The following is a 16,390-nucleotide window of genomic DNA, read 5'->3' on the forward strand; positions in this document are numbered from 1 at the left end:
TAATTTTAGCGGAATTAGTTGAGGGTATTGCTCGTGTGCTCAAATCCATGGTCGCGAAATTGCTTGTATGTGTGAATCCAGTAATTTTGTAATTCTAAATAAGGATAATAAAGCTTTAAAACAGAGGTGAGTTATGTATTTCAGAATAATCCGTAATGACATTTTAAAGAGCAAAGCGATAACGCTGACAACAATGATATTTGTAGCTGCTGCCTCTATGCTTGTTTCGCTTGCGGCGATTCTCGTTGTAAATCTTTCTGGTGCGCTAGATACGCTTATGACACAGGCGAAAACTCCGCATTTTATGCAAATGCATTCCGGTGATATTGATACCGCACGACTTAAATCCTTTGCAGAGCAAAATAACAACGTCGAAGAATATCAGGTAGTTGAGTTTCTAGGAATGGACGGCACGCAGATTATTTTAGGCGATCATTCGCTCAGCGATAGTGTTCAGGATAATGGCTTCAGCATACAGAACGAAAAATTCGATTATCTTCTTGATCTTAACGGCAACATCATCAACGTATCCGACGGCGAACTATATGTTCCAATAACCTATATGAGGGACAACACCGTTAGTGTCGGTGACAAGGCCGTAATAAACGGGAAGGAGTTTACCGTTTCGGGATTTCTCCGTGATTCGACCATGAATTCCTCGCTCTCCGCGTCAAAGCGATTTCTTGTAAGCAACAAAGATTTCGCGGAAATAAAAGAGCTTGGAAGTATCGAATATCTGATTGAGTTTAAATTAAAGGATTTCTCGGCGATTGGCGAATTTGAAACAGCTTATGCTTCCGCAGGGCTTGAAGCGAATGGACCAACGGTTACCTATACGCTTTTCAAAACGATGAACGCCATTTCAGACGGGATGTTGATTGCAGTAATTCTTCTTGTTTGCGCACTTGTCGTTGCGATAGCATTTATGAGCATACGTTTTACGCTCCTTGCGAAAATCGAAGACGACTACCGTGAAATTGGTGTTATGAAAGCAATAGGGCTTCGTCTTTCCGACATAAAGAAGATTTATCTTGCTAAATACGCTGGCATAGCGGCGGCAGGTAGTATTTTTGGGTTTATTTTTTCACTTATGTTCCAAGGCATGCTTCTTGAAAATATACGGCTTTATATGGGCGAAAGCGAAAATTCTTCTGTTGCCCTAGTTTTAGGAATCATTGGCATACTGCTTGTATTTCTTGCAATTGTTACATATGTAAACTTCGTTTTAAAACGCTTTCAGAAAATATCTGCTGCGGAAGCTATACGCTTTGGTACTTCTCAGGAAAAGATAGCTGGCGCTAAGCGTTTTACCTTAATTAGAAACAGACTGTTTAGCACGAATATTTTTCTCGGAATCAAGGATGTTCTTGCAAGAAAAAGACTATACGCCACAATGCTTGTGGTCCTGGTGATTTCGGCATTTATCATGATTGTTCCGCAGAACCTGTACAACACGATTTCCTCAAAAAGCTTCATCCAATATATGGGGATTGGAAACTACGATCTGCGCATTCAGACCAATATATCTGACAAAACGAATGAAATTGTGAAGACGATTGACAGCGACAGTGCCGTTTCAAAGTATACTGTTCTGACAACAAAGACTTTCAAAGTAAAAACGAGTAACGGTTCAGAGGAAAATATAAAAGTTGAACTTGGTGATCATGCGGCATTTCCTATTGAGTATTCTGAGGGACGAGCACCTGCCCGTGATGACGAAATCGCGCTTTCGGTTATAAACGCCGGTGAGATGAGCAAAAAGGTCGGTGATTATCTTACGCTGGTGATTGAAGGGAAGGAGAAATATCTCACGGTAACCGGAATTTACTCCGATGTTACTAACGGCGGCAAAACCGCAAAGGCTGTATTCACCGACAATTCGGCGAACGTCATGTGGACCATTATCTGTGTTGAACTTTCGGATAAATCTCTTATCGACAGCAGGGTTTCAGGATATTCGGACAAATTTGATTTTGCAAAGACTTCAGACATTGATGAATATGTTTCTCAGACCCTAGGCTCGACAATAAATTCCGTCGAAATGGCCTCCTACACCGCAGTTGCCTTTGCGCTGGTTATTACGGTACTGGTTACACTGTTGTTCATGAAAATGCTTGTTGCAAAGGACAGATATTCCATTGCCGTAATGAAGGCGCTCGGGTTTACAAACTCGGATATTAAGGCGCAGTATGTTTCTCGTTCGGTTTTCGTGCTGATTGTCGGAATCATTCTCGGTACGCTTCTCGCGAACACTCTAGGGGAGGTCCTTGCGGGCGCGCTTATCTCTTCGTTTGGAGCGTCAAAGTTTAATTTTACGGTCAATCCGTTTAATGCGTATCTGCTTAGTCCGCTAATGATGATATTCACGGTACTTATCGCAACTATGATTGGCACATCGAGCGCGGGAAAAATAAAAATTTCCGAAAATATAAAGGAGTAGGGGGAGTTGGCATTTGAAGAAGATTATTATCGGTGATCATATAGTAAAAGCTTTCGGTGAGGGTGATGAACAGCGCAATGTTCTCGACGGAGTATCTGTTGAAATAAACGAGGGTGAGTTCGTTTCGGTTATGGGATCTTCAGGATCCGGAAAATCGACGCTGATGTTTGCGCTGAGCGGAATGGACGGCTTTGACGGCGGAAAGGTTGTTTTTGACAGCAGGGATTTATCGGCGGTTGGGGAGAATGAACTTTCAGATATACGTAGAACAAAAATGGGATTTGTTTTTCAACAGCCGACTATGCTGAAAAATCTGAATATCCTCGACAACATTATTCTTCCGTCAATGCGCGGGAACAGAAAAAACGTCGTGAAAATTTCGGAGAAGGCAAGAGCGCTTATGAAAAGGGTAGGCATTGCGGAACTTGAAAAGCGCGACATTATACAGGTTTCGGGAGGTCAGCTTCAGCGTGCGGGAATCTGCCGAGCGCTTATGAACAGCCCAAAAATTATCTTCGGCGACGAGCCGACGGGTTCGCTCAATTCAAAATCTGCGCAGGAGATTATGGACATATTTTCCGAAATTAACGCTGACGGTACTTCGGTTATGCTTGTAACTCATGACGCAAAGGTTGCGGCTCGGACGGAGCGAATAATGTTTATGCGTGATGGAAAAATTGTGAGCGAGTTGAAGCTTCCGAAGTTTGACGGAATGGATATGGATGGCAGATTAGAGAAAGTAACGGTGAAAATGCTGGAAATAGGAATATGATTTGTTCTGATAGTGACATTAGTAAAAATCGTGAAAATTTCCCCTTGCTATTAACGAATAAATAAACTCGCCAATATTAAACTGCACCCCACATAATTAGATTGGTCTAAAAAATGTGGGGACAGTTCAATATTTTTGGCGAGTTTTGTTTTACACCGCAAACTGATTAAATGCCAACATTATTTTTCAACATACTGAACAAATAATAATTAACAGGATGAATAGGACAACAATTAACTGAAATCCAATACCCACATCAAATTCATTACTCACAAGAGAAACCTCCTTTTTCTGGGAAGAATACATCTTATGACATTCGCCCAGGGATTGATACTAGGAATTTTTTTAATCCAATTTTAGCTCACCAATTTGGTTATTTAATTCAATAGCGGGGTATTGGATTTTATTGCGTCACATTTTATTGAAAGAGTAACAAAGGGAGCGGCCGATTGGGAGCCCATTGAATGGGACAATCGATGAAATGGAAATTGGTTTTACTTTCTGGGGTCGTACCATTACAATCGCCAGACATTTAGCTTCCTCCACTCATGGTATCTTTTTGTATACTATGACACATTAATGTACCTACTTCTAAAAAGTATTCTTAGGGAATATTCTAACCATAGGAAGAAAAACCTAGTTCCAATTTTTAGTGGTTTGCTAACGGTCGTTATGGCTGGTGCCGTATTCACGCACATACAGGCTGGTCAAGTTTTGCAATTGCCATAACGCCATTCATTCTTCTTATATTAGCTGTCGTTTTGTTTTTCGGTCAGAGAAAAATCAGTATACCAAAAACAATTTAAAAGGAGAGGTTGAATTATGAATATCGCGTTATGGATTGTTCAAATTTTATTAGGGTTGATGTTTTTAATGGCAGGTACTACGAAAGCTTTTTCTTATGAGAAAGCGAAAGCTAGTATGCCATGGGTAAAAGATTCTTCAAAAGGCTTGGTTACGTTTATCGGGGTAGCGGAATTGCTAGGAGGACTAGGATTAATTTTGCCGTATGCCTTAGGAATCGCACCTATCCTAACACCAATCGCGGCTATTGGACTTGGGGTAATCATGATTCTTGCTGCTGTGTTTCACGCTAAGCGGAAAGAAAATCAGGCAATTGGGATGAATATTATCTTATTAGCGCTAGCAATATTTGTGGCAATCGGACGTTGGTAGGAGGAGTGAATATATATGATGCATTCATTATTTATAGAGCATGGTTCCCGAATTTGATAATTGGATCATTGATAAGGTACAAAAAGGGGACATAAATTCACTAGATTAGTATCTTCTGTTAGCTCCCCATGCCCGTTTAGCTGTACCAAGACCTGAACATTTTGTTCCTCTTTTTATTGCAATGGGGAGTGGAGACGAATCGAAGACCCCGAAGGTGATTAATCAAACCTAAGATTTTGGAGCATTAAGTAATTTGTGTATAGAATTTTAAACCAAGAAGATGAGTTTAGAGCGTTCCTGCAGTAATAAGGACGGCTCTTTTTTTATTTTTGGTTTTGATTCATTAAAATCAGTTTATTTGGTACAATTTCACCATTAATATTCCTTATTTCAGTTTATTTCTATAGGTAAAAATTTTATAAGAATAGGAGACATTTAAAAATGACAACTTCTGCAAAAAATTTAAGAACTTGCCCCAAAGGTCACAAATATTATAAAAGTAGTGATTGTCCAACCTGTCCGACTTGTGAGAAAGAGAGCAAACCTGAAAATGGATTTCTTTCACTGCTCTCAGGACCAGCAAGAAGAGCATTAGAAAACAATGGAATCACTACTTTAAATGAGCTATCAAAATATAGTGAAAAGGAGATTTTAAAATTTCACGGGATGGGACCAGCTTCTTTACCTAAACTTAGGTCAGCTTTAAAGGAAGAGGGATTATCTTTTAATAACTAATGACCTGCAACTGTTGGCAGCAATAGGGAGAGTACGGAATGGAAAATAACATGTTAGAGTTGGATTCAATGATAGCCCCCCAAGCAATCACTTTGGGGGGTTCTACGTTAATTGAATGTATTATACCTCTACTGGATTTTTAGGTCCGTTAAGATTCAATTGATAAAAAGCTAGGTCAAGCCAAGTATTGAATTTATAGCCTGCTTTTTTAATTGTTCCTGAATGAACAAAGCCAAAATTCTTATGCATCGCAATACTTTTTTCATTTGCTGCATCAATCCCTGCAATTAACGTCATATATTCTCTCTCATTGGCAATTGCAATAATTTCTTTCAATAAAGATGTAGCAATCCCTTTTCTTCTATAACTACCATCTACATAAATAGAATGTTCAATCGAATATTTGTAAGCAGGCCACGGTCTAAAGGGACCGAAAGTGGCAAATCCAACTACTTTATTATCTAACTCATATACGATTACAGGATAACCTTCCTCCATTTTTTGTTTATACCAAATCTCCCTCGTATCAAGGGTTTGGGCTTTATAGGTATATACAGCAGTAGTATTAAGGACGGCATCATTATATATGTCCAATATGTCCTGTAAATCTTTTTCCTGTGCTGATCTTATCACGAAAGACACCCCTAAATTATGAATATGGCCTTAATTATAACAGTGATAGCCATAAATATTAAGGATTATATTTTAATGACTACTTTTCCTTGAGCGTGCCCTTGTTCAAAGTATCTGAACGCTTCGGGAACTTCACTCAACGTATACTGTCTATCAATGATAGGTTTTACTTTGCCAGCTTCAAGAAGTTCTTTCATAAAAACAAGATCATTTTGATTGGGTCTTTGTAAGAAGGTACCCATTTTTTTACTCGAGGTCTTTGATATCCAAGCTCCCAATGTCATGGATTGGAACATTTGAGTCGCTGAACCTCCTACGTGAACAAAAATGCCATTTGGTTTCAAGGAACGCTTATAATCTGAAAGGGGTTGGTGTCCGTTAACACCAAGAATCAAGTCATAAGTGTTCTTATTTTCGGTAAACTTTTCCTTTGTATAGTCAATCGCGTGATCTGCTCCAAGCGATTGCAAAATGTCTAAATTCCTCGTACTACACACTCCTGTTACCTCTGCACCAAGTGATTTGGCAATCTGTACGGCGAAAGTTCCTACACCACCAGATGCACCATTAATCAAAACCTTCTGTCCTGGTTGAAGCTTTCCTTTATCCCGCAGACCCTGTAAGGCAGTGACTCCCGCCATCGGAACCGCAGCCGCTTCTTCAAAGGACAAATTGGCTGGTTTTAAGGCTAATGCATTTTCAGGAACTGCTACATTCTCGGCATAAGCACCCCAGCCACTAACAGATAAATCACCGAACACTTCATCGCCAATGTGAAACTGGGTAACATCTTTGCCAATTGCCTCCACCGTACCAGATACGTCACCACCGGGTATGCAGTATTTTGGTTTTAAAAGCCCAAAAGCAAAGCGAACTAAGAACGGTTCTCCTCTTAAAAGAACCATGTTCCCATAATTCACTGAAGCTGCTTTAACTTTTACCAATACTTGATTGTCCGTATGAATTGGACTTTCGACTTCTGTTACTTCAAGAACATCTGGCGGACCATATTTTTTATACACGATCGCTTTCATAATCGCCCTCCCTCCTATAATTAATGACGCCTAATTAAAGATATTCCAGTTAAAGGGAATCAATACTGGAGTCCATCTTTTTACCGATGAATTTTTAAGCATGTTATGGAAGGAAATCAAATTAAAGGGAAGGAATATCGCTTGAAAATGCACTGAATCAAAATTTAAATATGAATTACACGTTTGTCTATACACTTTTGTGTTTTTAAACATATTATATTTCGGACAAACCTTAATTAATTTTTATTTTATTAACTTGAAAATAGGAGTGACCTCGATGGGAAAAGATAGCAAAGCGAGTAAGGAGAGCAAGAAGAATAAGGCTGTAAATGTAACAAATGAAAACATTAAGGAAACCGAAGAAGGCGTGAATATCGAGAACATAGAAGTAGTTAGCAGCCAAGGTAATCAAACTGAATTAACAGACACATTGAATAGAATCTATGTTGAGTTAAGGAGATTAAACAGAAATTTACAGAAATTAGGGAGCACGAACAATTCAGTACTGCAAGATTCAACTTCTACAAATCAAATGGGCTCCGGCACTTTAATGCAACCAAATATGCTGCAACAATTACAGCTGTTTTTAGGTATGATGGGCAATAGTACTTTTGATTTTGATAAATTATTGGAGGTACTAACATTTGCACAAAGTATTGATAATGGAAAAAATAAAAAAGAAAAAAAATAATAATAAAGTAAAAGGATAGGGGCTTAAAAATAATCCTCTATCCTTTTATATACCTTAATTAATTTGAATTTGTATTCCTCTTTGTGTGGGCTAATATGACGAGATTTATTTCTAGATTAATAAACTAAAGACAAGTTGTAAGTCATAAGTGGATTATTGATAGAAATAGGTACATATTTTGGAAATAATATTCAAAAATACAAGAAAAAAGTAGGGGATTTTTAAATATTGTCGAAATATAAGGATAATAGATTTTCCTGGCAAAATTGCTAAGGTAAAAATTGATTAAAAGAAATAAAGAAATTTTACTATATTGGAGGAAAACAATGACCCCAAAAATATCATTAGTCCAGTCTACAAACTTAGCTCAAGTTGATTATGCGTATGCTAGTCGGATACCAGCAGGGATGGATTTACTATTTTTAGCGGGAGCTTGCCCCCTTACAAAAGAGGGAACCGTTCCAGATTCAAGTGATTATGAGCTTCAGGCAAACCTTTGTGTCGACAATTTGAAGGAAGCATTGAAGGAATGTGGAGCCTCATTGGAAGATGTCGTATATACAAGAGTTCTTGTTGCCACACAAAATCAGTCTGATTTGGTGACCGCTTGGAATATCATAAGAAAAGAATTTGGTGATCATGATGTGCCAAGTACCTTATCAGGGGTTACGGTTCTAGGATATAAAAATCAGTTAGTAGAGATCGAGGCAGTAGCCGCTGTAGATAACCGTATTAGTAATAAGTTAAATTATGAATAGGAGTTGTTAACAAATGGCAGATGGGATTGAAGATTTTTATTGTGACGAGGTATTGAGTGGTAAGACAACAGTAGAAAAAGTGTGGGAAACTGAGAATACATTAGCTTTTTATCATACTCGTCCTTTTTATGATGTACATATAGTTGTTATTCCAAAAAAACACATTACTTCACTAATTGATCTTAATCCTGATGATAAATATGTATGGGATGATCTATTTGTAGTGATTCAGAAGGTATCAAAACAAGTTAATGATAAATATGGAGCTTGTACTGTATCTACTAATATAGGTCAATACCAGAGCAATAAGCATTTACACTGGCACGTTCATTTTGGAAATCGTATTAGATATTTGGATGGCACTTGGTGTTAACAGTCCTGTAAGAATAAAAATAGAATCATAAATAACCCTTCTGAAGATTCAGAAGGAAAATCTAAAGTTGATTTATTTGTACCAATAAAAAAGCGAATATCTTGAACTAACTGAGGCGTTGATCCAAGAAGGATTAACGTCTTTTTTGAGCTACGCACGGGATAGTTGATTAAGGAATTAAATCAATTGATATGTTTTTAAGGTCAAAAATCTAAATGATACATAAAATGTTGTAGACATTTCATAAAGTAGGTGAATGTATTGTACTATTATTATCCTTACCGGCAAGACTGGTCTTCTGTATTGGAGTCTTTAAACGTAAGTATGAACGGCGAACCATTTTCTGATTATTCACCATTATTTTCCTATTCCGTCTATTATGTAAGCGCTTTTATGTGAAGTGATTCACATGTATAATAAGAGTATAAGAAATCCAATAACCGTAACTGGAGGAATCAAGATGATTACAGAACTTTTTCTTGAATTCAAAAACTGGTGGTTTGGCGAGTCAATGAATTATGATGAGATTGTAGAGTTTGAAAGGATTGAATCCAAGCATACAAGGGTCCATCATGATGAAGATATTTATGAAATGATTCGAGTACATTAATCTAATAACATGCCAAAGAAGACGTCTAGTTTAGAAGTCTTCTTTTTTTATTTAAGCAGGATAGTTTTAGAAAGAAATAGAATCTATCTATGTGAATATAAAAATCATTAAAGCGCTCATTTTGGGTGCTTTTATTGTGTTGAGTACATATATGCTTTAAGCCCCATATTGTTCACAAAATACATACTGCCAATACACATTACTACCATTTTTTGTGGTAAACGTATTTCCAAAATTAGTAGAATACCTTATAGTTAAAATTACCAATTTTTTCATCCCATTATAGAAATGTAAAGCTGTAGGAGGATACATATGGATCACGTAAATAGATTGAAGTCAGAAATTTCAAAGGTCATGGTGGGAATGGATAGTGAGGTTGAACTTCTTACCATTTCTCTCTTATTTAATGGACATATTTTGCTAGAAAGTGTCCCTGGAACTGGTAAAACCATGCTCGCTAAATCATTTGCAAATAGTATTAATGGGGTCTTTTCAAGAATCCAGTTTACACCAGATGTGTTGCCAAGTGATGTCACAGGGATTCAATTTTTCAATCCAAAAGTGCAGGAATTTGAACTTCGGACAGGACCCATTGTTGCGAATATCGTCCTTGCAGATGAAATTAACCGTGCCACACCGAGAACACAATCCAGTTTACTTGAAGTGATGGAGGAGAGACAAGTCACGATAGATGGTATAACCGTAAAGGTTAACGATCCATTTATGGTTATTGCTACGCAAAATCCGGTTGAAGCACAGCAAGGTACATTCTCTCTTCCTGTAGCTCAAATGGACCGTTTCTTTATGAAGCTGACGATGGAATATCCTAGCCTCGAAAGTGAAAAGGAAATTTTAAAGCAAGCTCGAGGGGTAGGGAATGGTAATAAAACTATTGCCGTTTTAAGCCATGATGAGATTAGGGAATTACAGGACGCAGTACAAAATATCATAATCAATGATACGGTCGAGTCATATTTGCTTCAAATCGTAAGAAAGACAAGACAGCATCCAGAAATTGATTTAGGGGTAAGTCCCCGTGGGGCATTAGCACTAATGAAGGCATCGCAAGGACAAGCCTTTTTAGAGGATCGTGAATTTGTAATTCCAGAAGACATTAAAAAGATGGTTCCTTATGTATTAGGGCATAGAGTTATTTTATCGACAGAAGCTTCTTTTACAAAAACAGCTGAAACAGTCCTTAAAGAAGTCGTGGAAAGTGTTCCTGTTCCGGTAGAGATGGGCTTTCATTCATGATGGAATGGAGTAAATATACTGTTGAGAATAAATACCTGCCCATAACAGGAGCGTTTGCATTCATCTTATGCATTGCTTCTTTTTTCTTACAATCATGGATGGCTTTTTTTGTTACCGTTTTCATATTAATACTATTTTACTTCAATCATCTCTATTTACAAAAAGTTGGTGAGGGTTTACTTTTTAATAATAAAAAAGTTAGAGGGAAGTACTTTCCAAGTGAGGAAGGGAATTGGGTACTCGAATTTAATAACAAAGGCGTGCCGATCATGAAGGCAAATCTAACGGTGACCTTTCATGATTCCGTTACACCGCATGATAAACAAGCTAATAAAAAATCTTCCATCTATGAGGTTACTGTCCCATTCTCAAGTAGTCATCGGCAAAGAACGAATATAACCATTCCTTTTACGGCTGAGAAAAGGGGCGTATCTAGAATACGCAAAGTAGAATTAATGATTCCACACTTCTTTGGTCTTGGTGAAACTGTATTGGAAAAGGAGTTTTATTCCATCCAAGAAGCCCTTGTCTTTCCAAAAACAATTGAGGTCCGAAATAAATATATGATACTTACCGACAAGCAAGGGGAATCTCTTAGTGCACATTCTCTATTTGAGGATACCCTATCTCCATCAGGTACACGGGAATATGTTTATTCGGATAGTTTTAATAAGATTCATTGGAAGGCAAGCGCGCGAAAACAATCTCTGCAAACAAAAATATATGACAAGGTAACAGAGAATGGCTGGAATATCTCTATTAATATAGGCAACAACCGTTTTATTTCAAATAATCTTGAAGAGATTTTAAGTGGTACTGCTGATTTGGCCTACTTCTTCGATAAACAAAATATCCCATTCTCACTTTCTATTAATATTCGTCATGTGGGTAGGACTCCGTTTTATTATATTATGCCGGGCACGGGAAGAGAGCATTTACAAAAAGTACTGGAAGCCATTGCACATATTGATGTGCATGCTGCTGTTTATCCCTTTGAAAAAATGCTTGCCTATTATGACAGTCATTTAGAGCGTCAACCATTCTTGCTATTAGGTGGTCCATACATACCTGAAAAAGGCGATGTTCTTAAAATGCTTTCGGATAAAGGAACAAGTATTTTCGAACTCATGGTGCAGGAGCAAAGCGCAACAATTGTAAAAAAATCCTTCTCTCAAAAAAGAGGGATGCCATCATGAGAAGCAATGTTTGGTATTTAGTTTATTACAAAACCATTGAAATCCTGTTTGGATGTTTAGTCATCGCATCTTACTATATATTACAAGGTCAAGAGACACCGATCGCACTTTATCTCTTGCTAACGATCCCGACTACCTATCTCTTTATTTTCCTGATTCAAAGATTTCAAGAAAAGAGCAGATTTTTATTCTTTATCATCGTTTTCCCAGTGATTGTGATTGGTGGCTTGCTGCTAGGATTTCCAATCATCTTTGTTCTCTTGCTGTCGATGTTGATTTACTGGAGAACAACCATCATGAATAGTGATAGTGTGCAAACTGGATTTTGGCTGTTTATGATCATTTTCTTTGGATTTATTCTTCTCGTTTTTGCAAAAATAAATAGCTATCACTATCTCAATCCGTTGGTTATAGTCATGTTTGTGCTTATTGCTTTCATTATTTTAGGTGGATTTATGATAAACTGGTTTTCAATTCAAGGTGATAAACTGGAAAAAAGAAAGCTGTTACGAAATTATCTAACGATTTTTGGTATTATAGCGGGATGTAGTTTATTGCTCGTTGCCGTTATGGATGGTATTAAATGGACGGTTGTTTCATTATTAAAATTAATCACATTTGCAGCAACCTTTCTTTTGTCGCCAATCTTTATCTGGGTTGAGAATTACGAGTCGACAGGCGAAGTGAACCCCTTTGCACAAATCCAAAATGCTTTATCTGGTTCAGAGTCTGGGAACACTAGGTTATTTCAAGATAAGCCGACAAAAATTAATTCTGTGAATTTTGATCCTACATTTATATATATGGGAGTTATCATAATCCTTTGTACGATTCTATTTATTGTCCTGTATAAAAAATTTCAAGGAAGTACAGAAGCCATTGATGATAACGATTCTACATTTTTTATTTCTTCTTCTTTTGATGAGATTGAGAAGAAAACTGGTTCAGCGCAACATAAAAGGAATGGCGGACAGCCTTCCTATCGAATTCGAAAGGAAATTTATCGACTTGAGAAAATAGCGGAAAAGCTGAATCTAGGAAGGATTTCTTCTGAAACGATCGGGGAGTGGTTCAAAAGAGTTGGTGTTGAGGAAGATGAATCACTTTATGTCATCTATAAAAAGGTACGATACGGGAATGTATTCGAATCTGATGAGGAATACAAGTTATTTTTAAAAGGAATTGAAAAAAAGAAAATAGAACTAAAACAGATACATAAGGTGCTCTTAGATGAGGGTAAGATTGAATCGACATCACGTATGAAAAACATTTTTAAAATATTTAAATAGGCAGAGGAACATTGGTTTATGTGTTCCTCTATTTTTGTATCAATATTACTTTATCCAAAATAGTGGCCATTACAATTCCTGTTGTATATCGAATTAGGTCCACTGTAAGATAGCCTTTACCCAATATCAATGCTCCAAGCAAGGTTCCACGAATCTGATTGATCCAATCTTCTTGATACAGTTGACTGAACTCAATTCCAAAGCTGAACAAAAAACTAAGCAAAAGGGATGTGTACAGACTCTTACGCACGAGTAAGAAGCGAAATCCGTAATAGACCATCATCGCCCAGAGGACATCTCCGGTATTCTCCGCTAAAAAGGGCAAAAGGAGATGGCTAAATTTCCTAGATGCTAAGCCCAATAAAATGGTGATCACCACAGCTATTAGATAGGTTATTCGCAGCTTTAAGTAACTTCGGTTGGTATGTTTATTTTTAGAAAACATTTGCATCACCATTTTTCAAAAGTATAATCTTCATTATATTCATAATTTTTGAATATACAAACTTGAAATGATAGTATCTAGAAATAGGGGGGATTACTACATACTTTTTGAATATATCTACACATTTTTTAAATATATCTACACACTTTTATAATATTTCGACAAATTCATTAAGGATATCTACAAATTAAATAAAAACTAACTCTAAAAGAGGTGTTTTGTGTGTTGGTAATTGAAGAACTTACATCCATTGAAGAGCATTTAGATCAACTATCTGACCTTTTGGTAAGGGTAGTGGATGATGGGGCATCAATCGGATTTTTACCGCCTATGAATCTAGCAGACGCAAGACAATATTGGCAAACTGTATTAAACCCAGATGTTATCTTATATATCACGAAAATAAAAAATGAAATCGTCGGAACCATCCAAATTCATTTATGCAATAAGCAGAACGGTCTTCACCGAGCAGAAATCGCAAAACTAATGACAGGTCCGGAGGCTAGACGCAAAGGCGTTGCCCGCACCTTAATGACAGTTGCAGAAGAAAGAGCGATCAGGGAAGAAAGAACTCTACTCGTACTCGATACAAGAGAAGGGGACCCTTCTAATCTTCTTTATCAATCACTTGGTTATATTCCTGCGGGGAAAATCCCTAATTTCGCCCTTTCAGGTGAAGGAAAACTAGATACCACCGTTATTTATTATAAAATTCTAGGGAGTACTCAACAATAAATGAGAATAATTGGCATCGATTTATCTGGTCCTAGTAACCATAATGATACGGTTTTGACTGTATTTGAGAAACAAGGTAGTGAATTAAAATTTATTAAAATAATGAGTAAAATAAGTGACCAGCTAATTTTGGAAGAAATTCAGATTCAAAGTCAATTAGATGAAGTTGTGATTGGAATGGACGCTCCTTTGTCTTATGAGGATGGGGGAGGTGACAGGCTTGGCGATAAACAGCTGAGACAGTCCATCATTTCAATTGGAATGAAGTCAGGCTCCATCATGCCTCCAACACTCAATCGAATGGTTTATCTTACTTTGAGAGGGATTAAACTTACTAGAGAAATAGGAAATCTTTCGACTTGTAACCCCATTTCCATTGTAGAAGTGCACCCTGGGGCTGTTATTGGTTCAAGACTTTCTCAACATGATTTCGAAAAAGTATTGATGTACAAACAAGACTTGACAGCAAGAAGTTTCATTAGAAACTGGATGGGAGAGCAGCAATTAACACAACTTCCTAAATCAATAGAGGAAGAGAGTCATACTATCGATGCATGTGCTGCTGCATTAGGAGCGTGGCATTGGGCAGATCCATTGTTCAAACCGAAATGGCTGCTTCCAGCAAATCTTCCTCTACATCCATATGATTATTGTTGTTAATTAATAAAGGTTATTTTGAAAGGGGTCATCATATTGTTGATGTGTTTGCCGAAAACATTGATCACTATCTCATACAAGTCGGTGGACGAGTGTATGTAGTTGCAGAAGGTAAGTGATATTAAGAATCAGGTGAAGGGAATATAATATGCAAACATTGCCACAAACACAACCGGTGAAGAAATACCTACCACTTTCTTTTTTGGTTATTTTTCTAGGATATCTAGTATTTGGGTTATCTGAGAATATTAAAGGACCAGCCATTCCTCAAATGCAAATTGATTATGGGATCGATGAGCTGCAGGTTGGATTTCTGTTGGCTATTAACTCCATTGGTTTTTTAATAGCTTGCAGCTTTACTGGCGCCTTTTCATCTAAATTTGGTATTAAGCTTACGAGTCTACTAGCGTTTGGATCTATGGCGGTATCTGGTGTTTTTATATATTTTTCTAGTAATTTTGCCACTTTTTCAGCTTCCTATTTTTTAATGTATTTAGGAAACGGAATGTTAGAAATTGCTTTGGCCATTTTGGCTGCAAGAATTTTTACAAAAAATACTGGCTTTATGATGAATTTATCTCATTTCTTTTATGGACTTAGTTCTACGGCCGCCCCTATGATGGCGGCTGGATTTATGGGTATGACGTTTTTTGGAAATGGCGAACTAGGCTGGCAGGGCATGTATTTTTTCATGCTTTCATTATGTATCATCCCCATGATCCCAGCCTTTTTAAGTACATTTCCAGTAGATAAAACGATTGCCCAAGAGCGCATGCCTATTAAGATGTTTTTAAAGGATCGGGTAGCTTGGTATATAATTATTATTCTCTCGTTTGGGGTTATCTTGGAGCTATCGATTGCTGGCTGGCTTGTTAATTTTCTTGAAAGATCTTTTCAATGGAGTTCAACGGCCGCTTCTGCTATGTTATCCATCTTTTTTCTTTGTTTCATGGTAGGAAGGTTACTACTAGGATTTGTAACAGATAAAATTGGATTTATGATTTCCATTATTATTTTTTCAGGTCTTGCTGGAATTACAACCATTTTGGCTACATTATTCGGTTCATCAGGTGTATGGTTATATGCAGCAGCTGGGTTTGGGATTGCACCCGTTTATCCGACCATTATGGCGCTGCTCGCTAAAAGATATTCTAAGGGAATTGACGCTGCGATTACCGTAACCGTAACGCTTATGGGAATTGTGGTAGTTATCAGCAATTTATTCTTAGGTGCGCTAATTGAATTTTTTAAGGGATGGTTCACGAGCTTTCTTGGACCTGAAATTGGCCTAATGAGAGGATTTCAGGCAGGATTTATTTTTATTGGAGTTTGCGGGTTACTATGCTCTTTTTTTAGTATTATTTTGTATCGGTATTTAAAGAAGAGGAATGAAGTGATGTAAAATGAGGTGACCATTTAGAGAGGGCACTGAAAAAGACCGCAATGGTTTTGTGGCCGAAAATCTGAGAGATAAAAACATGTATTTCCGCCCTTCCTGTAAATCTCCGTTACATCCTTATGATTATTGCTGTAAACATATTAAAAGTCATCTTTATAGTAAAGAAAACTGCAAATGTCGATTGTTTTACTTA

General features: G+C 37.2%; 18 protein-coding genes. 14 read left to right on the forward strand and 4 right to left on the reverse strand.

The window, feature by feature from the left end:
* The first annotated feature begins 133 nt into the window (after positions 1–133).
* Positions 134–2,440, forward strand: coding sequence for an ABC transporter permease (locus TR08_RS06330; RefSeq protein ID WP_045516662.1), 2,307 nt, complete (start codon positions 134–136; stop codon positions 2,438–2,440).
* Positions 2,441–2,453: 13 nt separating this feature from the next.
* The gene (locus TR08_RS06335; RefSeq protein WP_045516664.1) at positions 2,454–3,212 is read left to right on the forward strand and encodes an ABC transporter ATP-binding protein; all 759 of its coding nucleotides are present in this window, start codon (positions 2,454–2,456) and stop codon (positions 3,210–3,212) included.
* Between the two features lie 186 nt (positions 3,213–3,398).
* Here the strand turns inward: TR08_RS06335 and TR08_RS33555 are convergent, their stop codons facing one another.
* Complete coding sequence (locus TR08_RS33555; protein ID WP_081954374.1) at positions 3,399–3,518, reverse strand: YjcZ family sporulation protein; 120 nt, start codon at positions 3,516–3,518, stop codon at positions 3,399–3,401.
* Between the two features lie 516 nt (positions 3,519–4,034).
* On the opposite strand from TR08_RS33555, the gene TR08_RS06340 reads away from it, so the two are divergent.
* Both TR08_RS06340 and TR08_RS06345 read left to right on the forward strand, forming a co-directional pair.
* Positions 4,035–4,388 carry a DoxX family protein gene (locus TR08_RS06340; RefSeq protein WP_045516666.1) on the forward strand — a complete coding sequence of 118 codons (354 nt, stop codon included), beginning with the start codon at positions 4,035–4,037 and terminating at the stop codon, positions 4,386–4,388.
* Positions 4,389–4,829: 441 nt separating this feature from the next.
* Positions 4,830–5,123, forward strand: coding sequence for an RNA polymerase alpha subunit C-terminal domain-containing protein (locus TR08_RS06345; RefSeq protein ID WP_045516667.1), 294 nt, complete (start codon positions 4,830–4,832; stop codon positions 5,121–5,123).
* 120 nt (positions 5,124–5,243) lie between these two features.
* Here TR08_RS06345 and TR08_RS06350 read toward each other — a convergent pair whose 3' ends face one another.
* Entirely contained in the window at positions 5,244–5,756 is a 513-nt protein-coding gene (locus TR08_RS06350; RefSeq protein ID WP_045516668.1) for a GNAT family N-acetyltransferase, read from the reverse strand.
* 65 nt (positions 5,757–5,821) lie between these two features.
* Complete coding sequence (locus TR08_RS06355) at positions 5,822–6,790, reverse strand: NAD(P)-dependent alcohol dehydrogenase (RefSeq protein WP_045516672.1); 969 nt, start codon at positions 6,788–6,790, stop codon at positions 5,822–5,824.
* Positions 6,791–7,067: 277 nt separating this feature from the next.
* On the opposite strand from TR08_RS06355, the gene TR08_RS06360 reads away from it, so the two are divergent.
* The 7 genes from TR08_RS06360 to TR08_RS06385 all read left to right on the forward strand — a co-directional run bounded on the left by TR08_RS06360 (position 7,068) and on the right by TR08_RS06385 (position 12,961).
* Positions 7,068–7,481 carry a hypothetical protein gene (locus TR08_RS06360; protein ID WP_045516673.1) on the forward strand — a complete coding sequence of 138 codons (414 nt, stop codon included), beginning with the start codon at positions 7,068–7,070 and terminating at the stop codon, positions 7,479–7,481.
* A gap of 326 nt (positions 7,482–7,807) precedes the next feature.
* Entirely contained in the window at positions 7,808–8,239 is a 432-nt protein-coding gene (locus TR08_RS06365) for a RidA family protein (protein WP_045516674.1), read from the forward strand.
* 13 nt (positions 8,240–8,252) lie between these two features.
* Positions 8,253–8,612, forward strand: a complete 360-nt coding sequence (locus tag TR08_RS06370) for an HIT family protein (protein WP_045516675.1) — start codon at positions 8,253–8,255, stop codon at positions 8,610–8,612.
* Positions 8,613–9,072: 460 nt separating this feature from the next.
* The gene (locus TR08_RS32405) at positions 9,073–9,222 is read left to right on the forward strand and encodes a hypothetical protein (protein ID WP_193747690.1); all 150 of its coding nucleotides are present in this window, start codon (positions 9,073–9,075) and stop codon (positions 9,220–9,222) included.
* Positions 9,223–9,534: 312 nt separating this feature from the next.
* Entirely contained in the window at positions 9,535–10,476 is a 942-nt protein-coding gene (locus TR08_RS06375; RefSeq protein ID WP_045516676.1) for an AAA family ATPase, read from the forward strand.
* Complete coding sequence (locus TR08_RS06380; protein ID WP_052427364.1) at positions 10,473–11,672, forward strand: DUF58 domain-containing protein; 1,200 nt, start codon at positions 10,473–10,475, stop codon at positions 11,670–11,672. The genes TR08_RS06375 and TR08_RS06380 overlap by 4 nt, the downstream gene beginning before the upstream one ends.
* Positions 11,669–12,961 (forward strand): UbiA prenyltransferase family protein, encoded by a 1,293-nt coding sequence (locus TR08_RS06385; protein ID WP_045516678.1) that lies wholly within the window; start codon positions 11,669–11,671, stop codon positions 12,959–12,961. Before TR08_RS06380 ends, TR08_RS06385 begins: the two co-directional genes overlap by 4 nt.
* 28 nt (positions 12,962–12,989) lie before the next feature.
* On the opposite strand, the gene TR08_RS06390 is transcribed toward TR08_RS06385, so the two are convergent.
* Positions 12,990–13,412: a ribosomal maturation YjgA family protein gene (locus tag TR08_RS06390; RefSeq protein ID WP_370576278.1), complete on the reverse strand. Its 423-nt coding sequence runs from the start codon at positions 13,410–13,412 to the stop codon at positions 12,990–12,992.
* Between the two features lie 219 nt (positions 13,413–13,631).
* Here TR08_RS06390 and TR08_RS06395 point away from each other — a divergent pair, with 219 nt between their 5' ends.
* From TR08_RS06395 to TR08_RS06405, 3 genes are all read left to right on the forward strand, one after another.
* Positions 13,632–14,141 (forward strand): GNAT family N-acetyltransferase, encoded by a 510-nt coding sequence (locus tag TR08_RS06395; RefSeq protein WP_045516825.1) that lies wholly within the window; start codon positions 13,632–13,634, stop codon positions 14,139–14,141.
* The gene (locus TR08_RS06400) at positions 14,142–14,801 is read left to right on the forward strand and encodes a DUF429 domain-containing protein (RefSeq protein ID WP_045516681.1); all 660 of its coding nucleotides are present in this window, start codon (positions 14,142–14,144) and stop codon (positions 14,799–14,801) included.
* A gap of 145 nt (positions 14,802–14,946) precedes the next feature.
* Entirely contained in the window at positions 14,947–16,200 is a 1,254-nt protein-coding gene (locus tag TR08_RS06405; RefSeq protein ID WP_045516682.1) for an MFS transporter, read from the forward strand.
* The last annotated feature ends 190 nt before the right edge of the window (positions 16,201–16,390 follow it).

The organism is Neobacillus niacini (assembly GCF_000759675.1).
GTDB classification, from domain to species: domain Bacteria; phylum Bacillota; class Bacilli; order Bacillales; family Cytobacillaceae; genus Neobacillus; species Neobacillus niacini_A.

Coding starts and splice junctions, on each gene's coding strand:
- TR08_RS06345 (WP_045516667.1), top strand. CDS start 4,830: ATGACAACTTCTGCAAAAAATTTAAGAACTTGCCCCAAAGGTCACAAA.
- TR08_RS33555 (WP_081954374.1), bottom strand. CDS start 3,518: ATGTATTCTTCCCAGAAAAAGGAGGTTTCTCTTGTGAGTAATGAATTT.
- TR08_RS06340 (WP_045516666.1), top strand. CDS start 4,035: ATGAATATCGCGTTATGGATTGTTCAAATTTTATTAGGGTTGATGTTT.
- TR08_RS06370 (WP_045516675.1), top strand. CDS start 8,253: ATGGCAGATGGGATTGAAGATTTTTATTGTGACGAGGTATTGAGTGGT.
- TR08_RS06365 (WP_045516674.1), top strand. CDS start 7,808: ATGACCCCAAAAATATCATTAGTCCAGTCTACAAACTTAGCTCAAGTT.
- TR08_RS32405 (WP_193747690.1), top strand. CDS start 9,073: ATGATTACAGAACTTTTTCTTGAATTCAAAAACTGGTGGTTTGGCGAG.
- TR08_RS06375 (WP_045516676.1), top strand. CDS start 9,535: ATGGATCACGTAAATAGATTGAAGTCAGAAATTTCAAAGGTCATGGTG.
- TR08_RS06405 (WP_045516682.1), top strand. CDS start 14,947: ATGCAAACATTGCCACAAACACAACCGGTGAAGAAATACCTACCACTT.
- TR08_RS06385 (WP_045516678.1), top strand. CDS start 11,669: ATGAGAAGCAATGTTTGGTATTTAGTTTATTACAAAACCATTGAAATC.
- TR08_RS06355 (WP_045516672.1), bottom strand. CDS start 6,790: ATGAAAGCGATCGTGTATAAAAAATATGGTCCGCCAGATGTTCTTGAA.
- TR08_RS06400 (WP_045516681.1), top strand. CDS start 14,142: ATGAGAATAATTGGCATCGATTTATCTGGTCCTAGTAACCATAATGAT.
- TR08_RS06360 (WP_045516673.1), top strand. CDS start 7,068: ATGGGAAAAGATAGCAAAGCGAGTAAGGAGAGCAAGAAGAATAAGGCT.
- TR08_RS06330 (WP_045516662.1), top strand. CDS start 134: ATGTATTTCAGAATAATCCGTAATGACATTTTAAAGAGCAAAGCGATA.
- TR08_RS06390 (WP_370576278.1), bottom strand. CDS start 13,412: ATGCAAATGTTTTCTAAAAATAAACATACCAACCGAAGTTACTTAAAG.
- TR08_RS06380 (WP_052427364.1), top strand. CDS start 10,473: ATGATGGAATGGAGTAAATATACTGTTGAGAATAAATACCTGCCCATA.